This window comes from Hafnia paralvei, assembly GCF_020150375.1.
Taxonomy (GTDB): Bacteria; Pseudomonadota; Gammaproteobacteria; order Enterobacterales; family Enterobacteriaceae; genus Hafnia; species Hafnia paralvei.
In genome coordinates, this window is record NZ_CP083737.1 from 4038382 (window position 1) to 4054111 (window position 15730).

The window sequence follows — 15730 nt, forward strand, 5'->3', positions numbered from 1 at the left end:
AACTATTTTAAACACCAGCTGACTTAATCGGCCTGTTTCGTCAATGAAACGGGCCGATAAGCCATCAGGGGAGCATGAAAAATCAGTCTATGGCTGGTTTAAATGAAGAAGATGAGATGAGTAACGATTTAACTATGCCTTTAACCTCCGTACTGAGTCCGGAGTGCACACGCAATGCAGTTCACTGTTCCAGCAAGAAACGCGCTCTGGAAATCATCAGCGAACTGGCGGCTGCACAGCTCAACCTTCCACCGCAGGTCGTGTTCGACGCGATTCTAACGCGCGAACGTATGGGGAGTACCGGCATTGGCAACGGCATCGCCATCCCCCACGGAAAGCTTGAGGAAGATACCCTACGAGCCATTGCCGTCTTTATACATCTGGAACAGCCGATTAGCTTCGACGCTATCGACAATCAACCGGTTGACCTGCTTTTTGCGTTGCTGGTGCCCGCCGATCAGTGCAAAACCCATCTGCAAACATTAGCGATTATGGCGCAGAAGCTGGCTGACAAAGGTGTCTGCCGTCGCTTACGCAGCGCGCAAAGTGACGATGAACTGTACAAAATCATTACAGAATAAAGTGTTAGCACACAATCAAAATGGTGGCAGGATATTACTCGTCACGTTACATTGAGCATAACAATTTGTGATAGTCCTCCTGCGGGAGGCCAAATTTCAACAGGCGGCAATTTAGCTGTCCGAAATTAAGGGGAGTTGTGACATGGTGCTGATGATTGTCAGCGGCCGTTCCGGTTCAGGGAAATCTGTTGCGTTACGTGCGCTAGAAGATATGGGTTTTTATTGTGTAGACAATTTACCTGTAGAACTCTTGCCGAATTTAGCTCGTTCGCTGGCCGATCGTGGAACTTCCGCCGCCGTCAGTATTGACGTGCGTAACATGCCTGAATCTCCTGAAGTGCTGGAAACGGCGATGGATAATCTGCCAGACAGTTTTTCTCCACAGCTGCTGTTCTTAGATGCCGATCGCAATACACTAATCCGCCGCTATAGCGACACGCGTCGCTTGCATCCTCTCTCGACCAAAAATCTCTCTCTAGAAAGCGCTATCGATGAAGAAAGCGACCTGCTGGAACCGCTACGTTCCCGCGCGGATCTCATCATCGATACTTCTGAGATGTCGGTGCACGAGTTAGCAGAAATGCTGCGTACGCGCCTGCTGGGCAAACGCGAGCGTGAATTGACGATGGTGTTTGAATCCTTCGGCTTCAAACACGGCATTCCTATCGATGCTGACTATGTGTTTGATGTACGTTTTTTACCGAACCCACATTGGGATCCCAAACTGCGTCCTATGACTGGTTTAGATAAACCCGTCGCGGCATTTTTAGATCGCCATACCGAAGTACATAATTTCATCTATCAAACGCGTAGCTATCTGGAACAGTGGCTGCCAATGCTGGAAACTAACAACCGCAGCTACCTTACCGTCGCCATCGGCTGTACCGGCGGCAAACATCGTTCTGTCTATGTAGCGGAGCAACTGGCCGACTACTTCCGCTCACGCGGCAAGAATGTACAGTCTCGTCACCGTACGCTTGAAAAACGTAAATAGGCTCGTTGTATGACCGTAAAGCAAACCGTGGAAATCAGAAATCGCTTGGGCATGCATGCACGCCCTGCGATGAAATTGTTTGAGCTGGTTCAGGGATTCGACGCTGAAGTATTACTGCGTAATGAAAGCGGCGTCGAGGCCGAGGCCAGCAGCGTCATTGCACTACTGATGTTGGACTCTGCTCAGGGTGGCCATATTGAAGTTCAGGCGGAAGGGCCTGATGAAGATAAAGCGCTAGAAGCTGTAGTCTCTCTGTTTGAAGCAGGTTTTGACGAAGACTGATAGATTGCTGTTTTACGCTCCCAAGAAAACCTCTATTCTCTATAGAGGTTTTTTATCTAGATAATAATAAAAAAGCCCCATAAATCATTTATGAGGCAAACAATGAAGCCAATGACAGGATATAAATATATTTTGCAGTGGATAATGACAGCGGAAAAAGGAATAAAAACCGCCATCTAATTCTTAACGAAAAAATCAGAACTGATATACCAGCCCCGTTGCAACAATGTTATCTGAATTAATACCAGCACGATTATTGCTATCAATCAGGTTAATTTTATAATCAACATAAGCAGACATGTTTTTGTTAAAGTAATAGGTTGTGGCAACATCGGCATATTTGACTAAGTCCATATCGCCATATCGACCGATGCTTTCACCTCGGGACTGTAAATATGCTAATGATGGACGTAATCCATTATCAAATTGATATTGAGCGACCAACTCCCAGTTATCAGTTTTATTAGCGACACCCTGTAAACGACTACCGCTAAAATAAGTCATATTGCGTGTTTGCGCATAGGTTGCTGCGATATAAACGTTATTGGCATCATATTTCATACCTGCAGTCCAAGCCTCTGCACGCTTACCATTAGCCAAAGTAGAACGTTGCTGTTGCAGAGTACGATTGGAGTTCGTATATGCCGCACCTGCACTGATACCCCAACCTAAATCATAAGTCATTGCCATACCGTAGCCATCACCGTTTTGCTCGGAAATGCTACGACCTGATGTGCCATTAGAGCAACCGCCGTCCGAGGTACAAGCGCCGTTTTTTCCCTGATATTGTGCGGCGACATTCAATCCATCAACCAAACCAAAGAAGCCACTATTACGATATGTCAGCAAACCACTACTGCGATTGGTCATGAAATTATCTTCAGCTTCATAGGTGTTATCACCAAACTCTGGCAACATATCGGTCCACGAAGCAATGTCATACAACACTCCATAATTACGTCCATAATCAATCGACCCGAAGTTTCCATATTTCAATCCCGCAAAACCAAGGCGAGTATAGGCGTCGTTTTGTGTTTCTGGCGTGTTTGCCATAACCTGATATTCCCACTGGCCGTAACCGGTCAGCTGATCATTAATTTGGGTTTCACCACGAAATCCAAAGCGGATATAAGATTGGTCACCATCAGCACTTTTATCTTTGCTAAAATAATGAAGGCCATCAGCTTTCAGATTGAGATCCAACTTATTGCCATCATGGTTATAAATTTCTGCAGCATGCGCTAAACCAGAAACACTCAGTATCGATACAATGACTACCGCTTTAGATATTTTCATTATGACTCACCAAAAAGATACTTTATAAATTTGTCTGCCGGAGATCATAGGCGAATCAGCGATAAAATAATGATGAAATGGGATAATTATGTAACGAGATAGGATTTTGTTAATAGGAATTATAGAAATACAACTAAGCTGATACTATTTAGACGGCAGAATTTATAGCTACCGTCTAATGATATATATTTTTTAATATTAGCCAGCTAAATTATTAGCTGCGACTCAAACAATCCATGGCAATCGCCCTAAACTGCTCAAAGTGGGTACTGGATAACAGTCGACCGACGGTACGTTCTCGCATAAAGGTCACGAACAAATCGTAAATGGCCATCGCTTCTTCGTAATCCTGTTTGCTGATCGCTAATAAAAAAATCACGTATGCCGTTTCATTATTTCCCCAGCGAACCCCTTGAGGAGCTAACACGGTATAGATCACCGTTTTCTTAGCCAGCAACCCTAATGAATGAGGCAAAGCAATTCCTTCGCCTAGCATGGTTGACACAATGCTCTCACGTTCAACTAAAGAAGAACGAAAATCAGCCTCAACATATCCTTCCTCTTCGAGCTGCTGACAGATGTTGGCAAACAGCTCGGTCTGAGAAATCGGTTGTTCCAGCACACAGAAATGGGAGGCGTCAAAAAATTTCTCCAGCATATAAGGCTTGGTGCGATCCACCAGAACCAGCTTGGCTAGCTGCTCTAACTGGAAACTCGTTGGAAAAGGCGCAACAGTCACTACGGGCTTGTTTTTTTCTGGTACCTTCACCATCGAAATAACAAAATCCTCTTCAATCTGCTCCAGCTTTTCATACTCCCGCAGTGAGTCAATCTGATTGACGATCAATTGCGGAAACTCTCTCTTCAGTTTGGTCTCTAGCAAACGCAACGTCGACATACCGGAATCACACACCAGCAGAGCCTGAGGATGGCGCTCATAGCCGATATCATAGTGGCGCTCTAACCCCACACCGATGTGCAAAACCAGATAGCCAATCTCGTTATCGGTGATGGTATACGGCATATTTTTTCCCCAACTCGACACCGCTGCTAACGTCACATCATAGGCTAATGGGTAATGCTGTTTGATATGCTCAAGTAAAGGGTTAGGTATATTTATCTGGTACTTAGCGCGAGTCATCATTGTCGCGATATGCGACAGTAAATCGCTGCTAAGTTGTGTATCTCCACGCAGATCATAATTGTAATGCTCGTTGATAAAATTCAGGATGTGCTTCACTAAAGCATGATTTTCATCACCGACCGCGTTTTCTAAGCGGCTGGCATCCGTAATGCGCCGTGCCGCAATTTGTACGCTGAGATAGGCCACTTCGGTTTCTGGAATACCACAACCAAAGCGCTCTTCTAAGTAATATGCCACATCACGGGCAGCCTGCGTAAACACTGCCTCGACGTCACTAACATCAAGATTATCCAACAAGAATCCAGTGCGGATACGATGCAAAATAATGCCGCAGTAAATCAATAATTGCTGTTCACCCTCATCCGTCAGGCGAATTTGATACTGCCTCATAGTCAGATGTAATTGCTCACGCAGCTGCGTGATATCGATCTCTGGTAGCACTTTCCCACGCAACTCGCTGAAGAGCTCATCACTTTCTGGGTATTGAAACAGTAGATTAGCTAGGCAGGCACGCACCGCATTCTCGCTGCCAAACAGCTTCATGCCATAGTGCGCTTTGCTTTCGATGGTTAAACCATACTTACCGATCATCTCACGCACGTCAGCCATATCGCTTTGTAGCGATGCCCGGCTAACAAACCAGCTATCAGCAACGTCATCAAGCTTGAGCGGATCGCCCTGCGCTAAAAAACGCAGTAAAAGATGTGTAACGCGATCTTTTGCTCTACGTGGTATTCGGGGTGATGCCTGACTGCGTTGCTGTAATGCAGCAAAACACTCAGCATCCAGTATCTCCAGCCGATATCCACTGCCCCGTAAATGCACAAACTGAGCACCATATTGGCTCAGAATATCGTTTAACGTCGTGATGTCAGTGCGTACGGTGCGGGTGGAAACGGCAAAACGCCTCGCCAGCTCTTCCTGAGGCAATGTTTCCTCGCGAAGCGCATCAAACACCTGATTCAAACGGGGATAAGGAAATTGGATCATGCTAATACCGCTGCTAACTTGCTGATGGACGCAACCCTGCGCAAAAAAATCATATGTAGAACTAGACATGCCGAATATGCAGAGGCAATTTATGGACCAACTTTACACTGACATATCAATCATCAAGTGAATAGTTATGCGAGAATTATACCGTTCACTAACAGATGCAGACAGGCAAGTAGTGTGATCTAGCAATCAGAATTTGTAATTGATTCGCTGAGGAAAATACCTGATTCCATCCAACACAAAAAAGACAAAACAATATTGCATGTTCTTTGTCTTTTAAACGTTTACGTTTTGATATGGGCGATACACAACCATAACGAAGATGACCATTAGACTAATGGTACGCAAACGCAGAAACCATGTAGCAGTGGTTTCTGCATTATTTACTTATAAAGCTCGGTATGGGCTGTCTTAAGGGCCATATATAACGCCCCTTAAGATCCTATCCTAGCAATCCCTTCACCATGCCCAGCAATTGTGCGACATCCTCAGGACGTGTATTACCCGTCGTTTTATCAATAATCGAGCTATAAATGTGTGGGATCACTTTCTCGACCCCCGCATCCAACGCAATCTTCAGGATCTCTTCAAAATTATTCAGATCAATACCGCCAGTAGGTTCTAGCCAGAATTTCTGTGCGGCGCAGGCTTTTGCCAAATAGGCAAATTCTTCTCGGCATTTTAAGCCCCCCATCGGGAAATATTTCACCGAACTGCTTCCCATGTCCTGTAGCAGAGCAATTGCAGACTCCACAGGGACAATGGCATCAGGTCCTTGGCTACTCAGCGGCCCAGTGGAGATCTTCACCTGTCCTACGATACCCGTGGGTGAAACCAATCCATTCACCACCGATTCATTCTGACCCAGCATACCGCGACTGGTTCCCACGCCAGTAAAGACCTGATTTACATGCTGTGGTTGTACCTGAGCCGAAATCTGAGACACCATCAGTGATTGGTTAGGATCGCCTGCACCTAAACCAACTGACAATGCATTATTAATCAGCGCGGAATACTCCTTCATATCAGCAACTGCAGACGATACATCAGGATAGTCTTTCGACAACACGCCCACTAGCACGTAACCCTCAGCGGCTTCATAGATTTCACGCGCATTTTCTTTCGATCCTGCTAACACATTCAGGCATACACGGTTTTTATAAAATTTAGGTGCCAGTTGCATCGGTTCTCTCCCTTAGTTAAACAATGCCTTGATGCATTCATAAACGATGTGAAGTTGCTCAGCGTTAACGCTGCGAACATCAACCTCGATCTTGCCTTCATTGGCCTTGTAGCCACGGAAGTAAATTGCCGGATCACCATTTTTCAAACGATCCACAATTTCCTGTGTGGTAATCCCTAAAGCGGCATGATCAAAAGAGATTTCGGTCCGAGCAATGTCACGCCCCGCGCTATCCCAGACAACTTTCGCCTGTATTCCCTTGAGTGAATTCAGGTTATCAATGAAAGCCGACATTTTGTCGACCATCTGCTGGCCATTCTCTTTCTCCAACGTCATATAGCTGGTGATCGCCTGTGTCAGGCCAAGAATGCCCTCTTTACCCACCTTCATAGCACGACCAATACCGTTGGACTGAAGCTTCACCCACTCCACATACTGCTTCCGACCAATGACCAAACCGCTAGTGGGTCCTTCAATCGCTTTAGCACCGCTATAGATCACCAAGTCTGCTCCTGCCTGGTAATAACTCTGCAAATCTTCTTCTGCGGCAGCATCTACAATAAGAGGTAACTGATATGTTTTCGCTACTTCAGCTGCTTGAGCCACATCCAGCATGCTTTTCTGCACACAGTGATGCGACTTGATATACAGGATCGCCGCTGTCTTTGGCGTAATCGCCGCAGCCAGTTGCGCAGGCGAACATTCATTCGCATAGCCCGCTTCACGCAACGTACCGCCACCCAGTTGCACCATGGTGCCGACCGGTGCTCCGAAGTTCACGTTATGTCCTTTTGGCACCACAATTTCGCTTGGTACGTCATGGGAATGCGCATGCAGATTTTCTAAACGATACAGATTATCTTTCACGATCACCGCGGCAACCGATTGGGCAATCCCAGCCGAAGCACAGGACACCACTACCGCATCCTCCACGCCGAGTAAATCAGCAATATAGCGGCCGGTTTTATTGATTAAATCCTTCACTTCAAAATAGTGGTTCAGCCCAAAATTAACCGCCTCAACCACATCTTCACGCGGGGTCGATACCCCTAAGATAGTCATTCGACCAGACGTATTGATAACTGTTTTTAGATTATATTTCTTATAGATAGACTGATTAGCAGACATTTCTGGTCTCCCCATCCTGAGTAAGCATTATCTGGCCAGCCACGATAGCGGCCAATGGCAGGATCAGGTTTTGCCCACTCCTGTTTTGTTGTTCTGAATCGGCGAAAACCTGTGCCTGATCGATCACATCAAAAATCGTAAAGTCAGCGTCACAGCCCACTTCCAAGCGGCCTTTATTTGATAAACGTAGTGCATGGGCTGCATTTTTCGTTACACAGTCAATGACTTGCGATAGAGATAACCCCACCAACAAGAATTTTGACATCACATAAGCCAGGCTATAAACCGGCCCTTTGATACGATTTTTGCAATAAATATCGGAACTTATCGTATTTGGGTAAATCCCCTGCTTGATGGCAATTTCCGCAACATCGAAGCTAAAACTGGCGCTGCCGTGTCCCACGTCTAGCAACACCCCGCGATCTAAGGCTCTTTTCACCGCGCTACGCAGTTCACCTTTAGGCGTAAGAATGCGATTAGGTTTACCGTTGTAACAGTGGGTAATAATGTCTCCATGCGTCAGAAGATCGGCGATTTCATCCAAATTCGGGGGGTTATTTCCGATATGTACCATCAGGGGTAAACTGCCGTTATAAGCCTGTATCTCTTTGGCTCGAATCAATGGCTGAATACCATTTTTCTGCACGACGCTGCTGCTCATACGAGCCTTGATACCCACCACGAACCCTTGATGCTCACTAATGGCTTTGTGCGCCAGCACATCGTCAATGTCGTTCATATCCCCCAGTTCGTTTTGGCGCAGAAGGCCAATGCGGGAAATGTTTAGAAAGGCAAAAACGTTGGTTCTAGCGCTGCGCGTCAGCCGATAAAACTCATCAATATCGTCAGCGCCTGTGCTACCTGCATCAATCACCGTGGTAACGCCGCTGGCTACGCCAATGAGATCGGGTTCATCACTATAAATTGGCGAGGAGGGATAGCAGTGAGTATGAGCATCAATCCAGCCAGCACTGAGAAAATAACGCCCTTGTAAGTCGATGGTTTTCTCCGCAGAAATCATTTCACTGAGTTCACCGAGAGCGGCAATTTTTCCATCGTTGACAGCCACATCAATCACGCTGCCATCAGCGCATTTTCCCTGCTTAATGATTAAATCGTACATCGCACACCTTCTTACTTCTTATTTCAGGTGGAGTAACCCGCACGGTAGTGCGGGCATCGTGAGGCAGTTAAATCGCCACTGGGAAAATTGAGCCTAAAATCATAGCCCCCAAAATCGCTCCGCCGGTAATCGGTTTCTGCCAGAGATAGAACAACAGCGCGCCAAGCAAAGAGCCCACCCCGATAGGAATAGAAGCGGTAATGGCTGAGAGGATAATCAACGGTCCTAAGAAACGGCCAGAAGCATTGCCTGCGCCCATCATGACGTCTGCGCCATAGGTTGAATTGCTCTGATTAATAGTGAACTTACGCGCTAAAATAATCAGATAGCCGATGGCTAAGCCGATAGCCAAACCAGTCACTAGCGAAGCACCAAAGTTCTCTACGGGATAAACAAATCCAGCGCCCAGTAACAATGCAGGAACACCCAACCCAACGCCGGTTTGAATCGCCCCTCCAATATCGAGAATACCCACCAGCGAACCTTCAATAATGCGAGCGAACAGGAAGCTAGCACCAAATGCCGCCACGGCACCGTAGGAGCCAGTATCAATTCCCGCCCGCAGCATGGAGACAAATGCCACCTCGTTAAATGCACCAATACCATATAGATAGTACATATGCGTTCCGGCAAACACTCCAGCGGACAGCAATCCCACAAAGATCGGGAAAGACCAGTCGGCGTACCAGAAGTTATTCTTTAATTTCTCGTCCATTTTCTGTGCTCCTCCTGATTATTTGCCGCTAAGAGTGTTATGGATTTGGTCAAGCCAAACCGGCACTCCCATATGGAAGGATTCCAACATCTTCATATCGAAACCGCGGAAGAAACCGCTCAGCACAAACAGCAGCACAATGACGGCCATCATTATTTTGGTGACTTTATTCCAGCCACTCTCTTCCACACCTTTACCAATCAAAATGCCCAAAACCAGACCCGGTACGGCGTTCCCCATAATCAGCTGGGCTAAACCACCAAAAATCGTAGCCCAGAAACCTGAACGGCGACCGGCATCAATTGCAGCTAGCCAGAAGATCACCGGCATCACAGTATTCACCAGCAGGTTTGCCGCAGGCACCAATACTTTAACCGCGGTAATTTGCAGCGCTTCAGGTACGGCAGAAGCCGTTGAGTTGAGAAAGGCGACGACGATCACGCCGATGATACCGCAGGCAATCGCCATCTTTTTCGGATCGTGCATCGTTGTGGCGAGATCGCGATTTTTCATCAGCAGCACCGCTGCACCCCAGTTTGGGATAATGCGATGGTCAACATCTTGCGTGAATGCCCCAGCCGCAACGGAGGATGCCCAAGCGTTAAAGAAAAACCCTAGACCGAATGAGAAGTGAGAAGCCGGATCGCCTTCGCAGGAGTTCAGCTCACCTAACGTACGAAACGCCCCCATGCCCTGAACGGTGGGAGCATGGAACATACGCGCAGCACCTGCACCTACACCTACACCTACACCCACGCCAACCAATCCGCCGATAATAATCGACTTCAAGAGGATAATTAAAAACATCAGTATATTCCTTATAATGTTATCCCCTTTTTACTTAAAACAATAAATTACAGCGCAGTTTTAAGTAAAAAGGGGATAGAATAGCGCGATAAACATCAGAGCTATTCCGTTGTGATAATACACTGGGGTTTACCCGTCATACTTCGAATTGCATATGTGTTTTCACGCTCAATCCCCCGAATCACTTACTTCTGTAATTGATCCGTCCCATTCGCGAAATTCCCTCCTTCGTAGGCGCTATTAATCGTTTTACTGCACTTCGAATGATTTAGGGTATTTACCGACTTAAACTCAATTTTATCGGTATCAACGGTGGTCATATTGACAGTCACATCTAACGTTATTGAGTAGAGATATTTTTTTCTTGGCAAAAAGAAGAAAAGAAATTTCTCCATCGTTATTTTTTCTTCTGCTTTTACAACTTTAATATCTACGGGTTCAATTCTCAGAAAAACTTTTTTAGACTCCCGTAGCAATGTTCCCTGAATGCTACTTAAAGCAGCGGCGAAAGCTTTCTGCTTAGTATCACTTCTACCACTCACGGTTACCGTCGTTGTGATATTATCTTTCATAAATTAGCTACCGTACTTTTTGTTATACGCTTCAACTAATTTTTGCCCTAACTCTTCTTTATCCATAAAGCCAAAACCAAGCACGTTATAGCCTTCGTTAATTGCGGTTACACCCTCTTCAATAGAACGCATACCATATTTGGCTTTATATCCGTGTTTGGTTTGAGCCGTAATCGCGCCCGCACCACCGCTGCCGCAGAAAGAAATCCCTAGGTTGGCTTCTTCTTTCTTCATCACATCGCCCAGTTTCATATCTGCCGCAACACCTGGGATGACAACCGCAACACCGCCAGCAGCTTCAACACCCTGTCCCACTTTCTGTCCTTTACCCAGACGATCACCGATTACCACCTTAATTGCTGTCATGATGACTCTCCCGTTACACAACTTAATTCATTTTCTTTGGCTACTTCAAAATGCACAGATAATAAATGTGCTTCTTCGTAGGCTAAATTATTAAACCAGCTCACAACCTGCTCCGCTAAACTTAGCGATAAAGGCGAAATCTCATCGAATAAAGAAATATCGACCTCAGGTAATGCTTCACCAGTATGTGAACGTAACACCATCGCTTTCACATGAGAAAATAACATCTGTTTCTGCACTTCATTGGGATAAATCCCCTTATCAGAAAGTAGAGAAATAACCTTTTCAAGTGTGGTGTCTGTTTCTTCCGCTAATATTCTCTCATCCACTAAGAGTTGTTGTTCTGCCACGCCCACTCTCCCCTATAATTCATTTCAACTGGAGCGTTCTCTCTGTTGATGTTTGTACCCTACAGCGGATAAATAAAAGTGAGCAGAGGAATTTTTTCCAATTCAAACTGGAAATAGATGCCAAAAAGCATTTCCAGTTCAAATTTTCACGAAAATACCAGAGTGGAAAAAATTTTATTCCCTGATTTATCAGGAAAAAACGCCATCACTGTTATAAACTGCGACAGAGTTTGATACTATCCCAAGGGCGGATATAGAGTATCCGAATCGTGATACAGCTCACTTTTAAAAAGCCGGTAAGCTATCTATTATCACGTTATAGAAAGTCCACGAATCCTAAACCCTTGCGCTTACGGGCGTGAGGGTTTTCTTTTGACACCAAACAACAAGGACCGGAGCGACTCCAGTCCACCTTACATGGAGAGAACGATGTCACGACCAGCCATTATCCTGAATGAACTTGATGCTGCCCGCTTAGATACACTGCTTGAGCAGCCAGCTTTCGCCAGCCTGCCGGTCGCTGAAGCATTGAATAACGAACTGGATCGCGCGGAAATGCTCAGCCCTGAAAATATGCCGGCCGATGTAGTGACTATGAACAGCCGCGTCAAATTCCGCGATCTATCGTCTAAAGAAGAGCATGTACGCACGCTGGTTTATCCTGCCAGCCTGAAAGATAGCGCCGCAGAGCTGTCTGTCATGGCGCCTATCGGGGCCGCGCTGCTAGGTTTACGCGTCGGCGATGCGATTCAGTGGGAGCTGCCAAACGGCCAGACAACCCATATTGAAGTGCTTGAATTACAATACCAGCCAGAAGCCGCTGGCGAATATCATCGTTAACCCTGAAAATAGGTAAATATTACCTTTCCGATAATCTGGAATAAGCCCCTCCAAATCGGAAAGGCGTTCACCTCGCTGGGTTAACGGAAGGCCTCAGGCAAACGAAGACGGCGGATGAAACCATGGAAGCCAGACACTTGGCTTCTTTTTCCTGACAACACGAACATGGAAAATTCATGAACCGACGCCGTTTTATCCACCTTAGCGCCGCAGTGTCGCTCATCGCGTCAGCCATGATGAGCGTGGGATATGCCGCTTCAAACGATACCGTTCCCAACAATGAAACAAAAGATTGGCAGCATTACCGAGTCACAACGCAGGTAGATATTCCAGCTACCCATGAAGCCGTGCAGCTATGGCTGCCGCTGCCGGATACACGACTTGGCGATTATCAGCGCGCCCAAACTCCGCATTGGAAAGTCTCCGCCGATGGCAAGGCTAAACTGATACTGGTTAAGCCCTACAACGCACTGGTTTTACATGTTAGCTGGCCGGCAAAGGCCACACAGCACAGCATAACCATGACACAAAGCATAAGTACTCGTGATCGCCATATCGATCTCCAAACGCCGCCGGCCAATCCAGTCAAACTTTCAGCGCAAGAAATGGCACTTTACCTTCAACCTACTCGCTATTTGCCCACCGATGGTATCGTGGCAAAAACGGAGAATCAGATCATTCAGGGACGCGGTGAAAATAATATCGATCGCGCCAAAATGATTTATGACTGGGTAGTGGCTAACACTCAACGCGATCCGAAAACGCTCGGCTGCGGCGATGGCAACGTCAAACAAATGCTCGACAGCGGCAATCTTTCCGGTAAATGTGCCGACATCAACGCGCTGTTTGTGGCGTTAGCGCGATCGGTCGGTATCCCTGCCCGCGATGCCTATGGCGTACGTTTAGGCAAGTCGAGCATGGGATTCAATAGCCTCGGCAAAGACGGCGATATTACCAAAGCTCAACACTGCCGCGCCGAATTCTATATGGAAGGTTACGGCTGGATACCCGTAGATCCTGCGGATGTGCGCAAAGTGATGCTGGAAGAACAGGCGGGTGGCCTACCGTTTAGCGATCCTAAAGTGCAGAAGGCCAATAAGTGGATGTTTGGCGGTTGGGAGATGAACTGGATGGCCTATAACCACGCCCACGATCTTAAACTGCCCGGAGATGCCGAACAGGCCGCCTATTTAATGTATCCGCAAGCGCAGATTGGCGAGCAAAAATTGGATGGTTTGAAGCCTGATACTTTTAAATATTCAATCAGTAGCGTGAAACGTTAAGCGCATAGACTCCCTCTTCAGAAGTGGAGAGGGAGTCGATAAACCGCCGCCTACTTCTTACCTGGCAGCATAGCTCGAACCAAGTCCTTACGTAACCAGACAGACATCGCGATCACCGCAAGAATATGTATGCATACCAGCACAGTGACCGTGTTAACGAGCCAGTAATGCCAGTCATCCACCGGATAGAGATCGATAAAATCCGTATCTTGCGCCCAGCCGGTTAAGGCTACCAACGGCAACAAAATCCAAAACAGCCAGATGCCGATAGCTCCCAGCGGGTTATGATGTAAATGTGTCGGCACACTACGATTTTTTAATTCATGAAAATGGTATTTCAAAGACGTAGGGGTTGGAATCATTGCTGACAAACGCGCAGGGCCTTTCGCCAACGTAAATCCCCATATGATACGCAAGATCACTAGGCTGGCCACTGCAAGCCCAATAACCTGATGCCAATCACTCCCCGGCTTGGTTACATGCAGGCGATTTAGTAAAAAACCCAAAGCAACGCCCCAGTGGGTAAATCGCACCATCGCGTCCCAGCGCATTTCCAACCCCCGAGTCATAATTACTTGTACTTCTTATGGTAAGTATTGCGCGTATCTTTAAACTTCTCTGCGGCAGCTTTAGCCTGTTCAAACTGACCCGCGTCAGCCAATTTCTCCGCATCATTAATTTGCCCAATGAGAATATCGAGGCCATGACGGAAATCTGTCATTTTGGCGCCATCCGCGGGCTCCTTCTCAAGCTTAGGTGGCGTCCCTTTTTGAGCCTCCTGAGCCCCAGCTTTCATACCTTGCAATGCTTTCTTAAACTCTTGTGGATTATCGGCCTTTAGCGCGATTTTATAATGACTTGCGATAGTATCCATCGCATCGCCCACATCTTCTCCCGCGGCATAAACCAGAGAGCTTCCCATCATCATTGCCGCACTGGCTAACACTAGTAACGTTTTACGCATATTATTATTTCCTTACTTATTGATAACATTAGCTCACGATTATCAACATAGAGAGTAGGGAGAGGATGTGCAAGGTGCAGGGGGAGGAATTTACGTTTATTGACGGGGATAGAGATTGAGATTAAGGGGCGTTTATATGGATTCAGTGTAATGGTCTGTCCTGACGATCCTCTATGTTGCACGGTGTAATATTCCGCCCGCCTGTTCATACCGAGCTTCATTGATACATCCGTACGCTTTAATCCGAGATGCCATCTCCGCTACGGTTTAGGACGCTAATCCTCTATGGCATTGCAGTGAAATATTCCGCCCGCCTGTCCATACCGCGCTTCATTGATACATCCGTGAAGGCGTACGGGCAGAGACCACCAGCGCGTGGTCTCTGCACTCGCGCGCTTTTATCCGAGACGCCATTCCCGCTCCGGTTTGGAACGCTAATCCTCTATGGGGTTGCAGTGAAATATTTCGTTCGCCGGTCAGCAAACGAGTTTCCATGAAACCACTGGCGAAGGCGACCGATGAGAGCCCCGTTGCGCGGGGGCTCTCAACTCGCGCGCTTTTATCCGAGATGCCATTTCCGCTCCGGTTTGGTATCGCCCATCCAGGGCGCCCCAAACTCCGCCGGTACATCCCTATACCGGCGGCTCTCTCTACCAAGACTTAAGCTTTTAAAAGATAAAAAGATCTTTTCGTGTTGAATGAAATGCATGATAGAACCGCCATCAGGGAAGATGGCGGTAGGTCGAGGGCGTACAGGATGTGCGCTCTGAGACCGGTCGGCCAAACGACGCGGTAAAAAGGCGCGAGAGTCGAGAGGTTACGCGCTGGTAACCTCTCGTCGGACGCCTACGCCAGCAGTGTCATGGAAACAAAAATGCTGACGGGCGGACGAAAACTTTCACCATTTTTACATAGAAAGGTTCTGACGCATTTTCGTGTTGAAAGAATGCATTCTAGAACCGCCATCAGGGAAGATGGCGGTAGGTCGAGGGCGTACAGGATGTGCGCTCTGAGACCGGTCGGCCAAACGACGCGGTAAAAAGGCGCGAGAGTCGAGAGGTTGCGCGCTGGCAACCGCTCGTCGGACGCCTACGCCAGCGGTTTCA

16 protein-coding genes and 1 pseudogene are annotated in these 15730 nt (G+C 47.1%); 5 read left to right on the plus strand and 12 right to left on the minus strand.

Annotated elements, in window-relative coordinates; all coding sequences use genetic code 11:
• The first annotated feature begins 74 nt into the window (after window positions 1-74).
• The 3 genes from ptsN to npr all read left to right on the plus strand — a co-directional run bounded on the left by ptsN (window position 75) and on the right by npr (window position 1857).
• On the plus strand, window positions 75-581 hold the full coding sequence (gene ptsN, locus K9N75_RS18750; RefSeq protein ID WP_008815221.1) for a PTS IIA-like nitrogen regulatory protein PtsN: 507 nt from the start codon (window positions 75-77) through the stop codon (window positions 579-581).
• 142 nt (window positions 582-723) lie between these two features.
• A complete protein-coding gene (rapZ, locus tag K9N75_RS18755) occupies window positions 724-1575 on the plus strand; it encodes an RNase adapter RapZ (protein WP_004091249.1) in 852 nt (283 codons plus the stop codon).
• 9 nt (window positions 1576-1584) lie between these two features.
• Window positions 1585-1857 (plus strand): PTS phosphocarrier protein NPr, encoded by a 273-nt coding sequence (npr, locus tag K9N75_RS18760; RefSeq protein ID WP_008815222.1) that lies wholly within the window; start codon window positions 1585-1587, stop codon window positions 1855-1857.
• Window positions 1858-2052: 195 nt separating this feature from the next.
• On the opposite strand, the gene ompC is transcribed toward npr, so the two are convergent.
• The 10 genes and pseudogenes from ompC to K9N75_RS18810 all read right to left on the minus strand — a co-directional run bounded on the left by ompC (window position 2053) and on the right by K9N75_RS18810 (window position 11537).
• Window positions 2053-3153, minus strand: coding sequence for a porin OmpC (gene ompC / locus K9N75_RS18765; RefSeq protein WP_199372403.1), 1101 nt, complete (start codon window positions 3151-3153; stop codon window positions 2053-2055).
• Between the two features lie 214 nt (window positions 3154-3367).
• Complete coding sequence (locus K9N75_RS18770) at window positions 3368-5287, minus strand: BglG family transcription antiterminator (RefSeq protein ID WP_008815224.1); 1920 nt, start codon at window positions 5285-5287, stop codon at window positions 3368-3370.
• 448 nt (window positions 5288-5735) lie between these two features.
• The gene (gene dagF / locus K9N75_RS18775; RefSeq protein WP_064572769.1) at window positions 5736-6476 is read right to left on the minus strand and encodes a 2-dehydro-3-deoxy-phosphogluconate aldolase; all 741 of its coding nucleotides are present in this window, start codon (window positions 6474-6476) and stop codon (window positions 5736-5738) included.
• A gap of 12 nt (window positions 6477-6488) precedes the next feature.
• Entirely contained in the window at window positions 6489-7604 is a 1116-nt protein-coding gene (locus tag K9N75_RS18780; protein ID WP_008815226.1) for a DgaE family pyridoxal phosphate-dependent ammonia lyase, read from the minus strand.
• Entirely contained in the window at window positions 7594-8727 is a 1134-nt protein-coding gene (locus K9N75_RS18785) for an amidohydrolase/deacetylase family metallohydrolase (RefSeq protein WP_224451990.1), read from the minus strand. Before K9N75_RS18785 ends, K9N75_RS18780 begins: the two co-directional genes overlap by 11 nt.
• A gap of 67 nt (window positions 8728-8794) precedes the next feature.
• Window positions 8795-9442, minus strand: a complete 648-nt coding sequence (locus K9N75_RS18790) for a DUF4310 family protein (RefSeq protein WP_008815228.1) — start codon at window positions 9440-9442, stop codon at window positions 8795-8797.
• Between the two features lie 18 nt (window positions 9443-9460).
• The gene (locus K9N75_RS18795) at window positions 9461-10249 is read right to left on the minus strand and encodes a DUF4311 domain-containing protein (RefSeq protein WP_224451991.1); all 789 of its coding nucleotides are present in this window, start codon (window positions 10247-10249) and stop codon (window positions 9461-9463) included.
• A 287-nt stretch (window positions 10250-10536) separates the two neighbouring features.
• A pseudogene (locus K9N75_RS18800) lies at window positions 10537-10821 on the minus strand (DUF4312 family protein); the annotation flags it as partial.
• A 3-nt stretch (window positions 10822-10824) separates the two neighbouring features.
• Window positions 10825-11187 (minus strand): SFCGS family glycine-rich protein, encoded by a 363-nt coding sequence (locus tag K9N75_RS18805; RefSeq protein ID WP_008815231.1) that lies wholly within the window; start codon window positions 11185-11187, stop codon window positions 10825-10827.
• The gene (locus K9N75_RS18810) at window positions 11184-11537 is read right to left on the minus strand and encodes a PRD domain-containing protein (protein WP_020303531.1); all 354 of its coding nucleotides are present in this window, start codon (window positions 11535-11537) and stop codon (window positions 11184-11186) included. Before K9N75_RS18810 ends, K9N75_RS18805 begins: the two co-directional genes overlap by 4 nt.
• 429 nt (window positions 11538-11966) lie before the next feature.
• Here K9N75_RS18810 and rnk point away from each other — a divergent pair, with 429 nt between their 5' ends.
• Together rnk and K9N75_RS18820 are read left to right on the plus strand one after the other, a co-directional pair.
• Window positions 11967-12377 carry a nucleoside diphosphate kinase regulator gene (gene rnk / locus K9N75_RS18815; RefSeq protein ID WP_008815233.1) on the plus strand — a complete coding sequence of 137 codons (411 nt, stop codon included), beginning with the start codon at window positions 11967-11969 and terminating at the stop codon, window positions 12375-12377.
• Window positions 12378-12553: 176 nt separating this feature from the next.
• A complete protein-coding gene (locus K9N75_RS18820; RefSeq protein ID WP_224451992.1) occupies window positions 12554-13660 on the plus strand; it encodes a transglutaminase-like domain-containing protein in 1107 nt (368 codons plus the stop codon).
• 50 nt (window positions 13661-13710) lie between these two features.
• Here K9N75_RS18820 and K9N75_RS18825 read toward each other — a convergent pair whose 3' ends face one another.
• Window positions 13711-14229, minus strand: coding sequence for a cytochrome b/b6 domain-containing protein (locus K9N75_RS18825; protein WP_020303530.1), 519 nt, complete (start codon window positions 14227-14229; stop codon window positions 13711-13713).
• 2 nt (window positions 14230-14231) lie between these two features.
• Complete coding sequence (cybC, locus tag K9N75_RS18830) at window positions 14232-14624, minus strand: cytochrome b562 (RefSeq protein WP_224451993.1); 393 nt, start codon at window positions 14622-14624, stop codon at window positions 14232-14234.
• Window positions 14625-15730: the final 1106 nt, after the last annotated feature.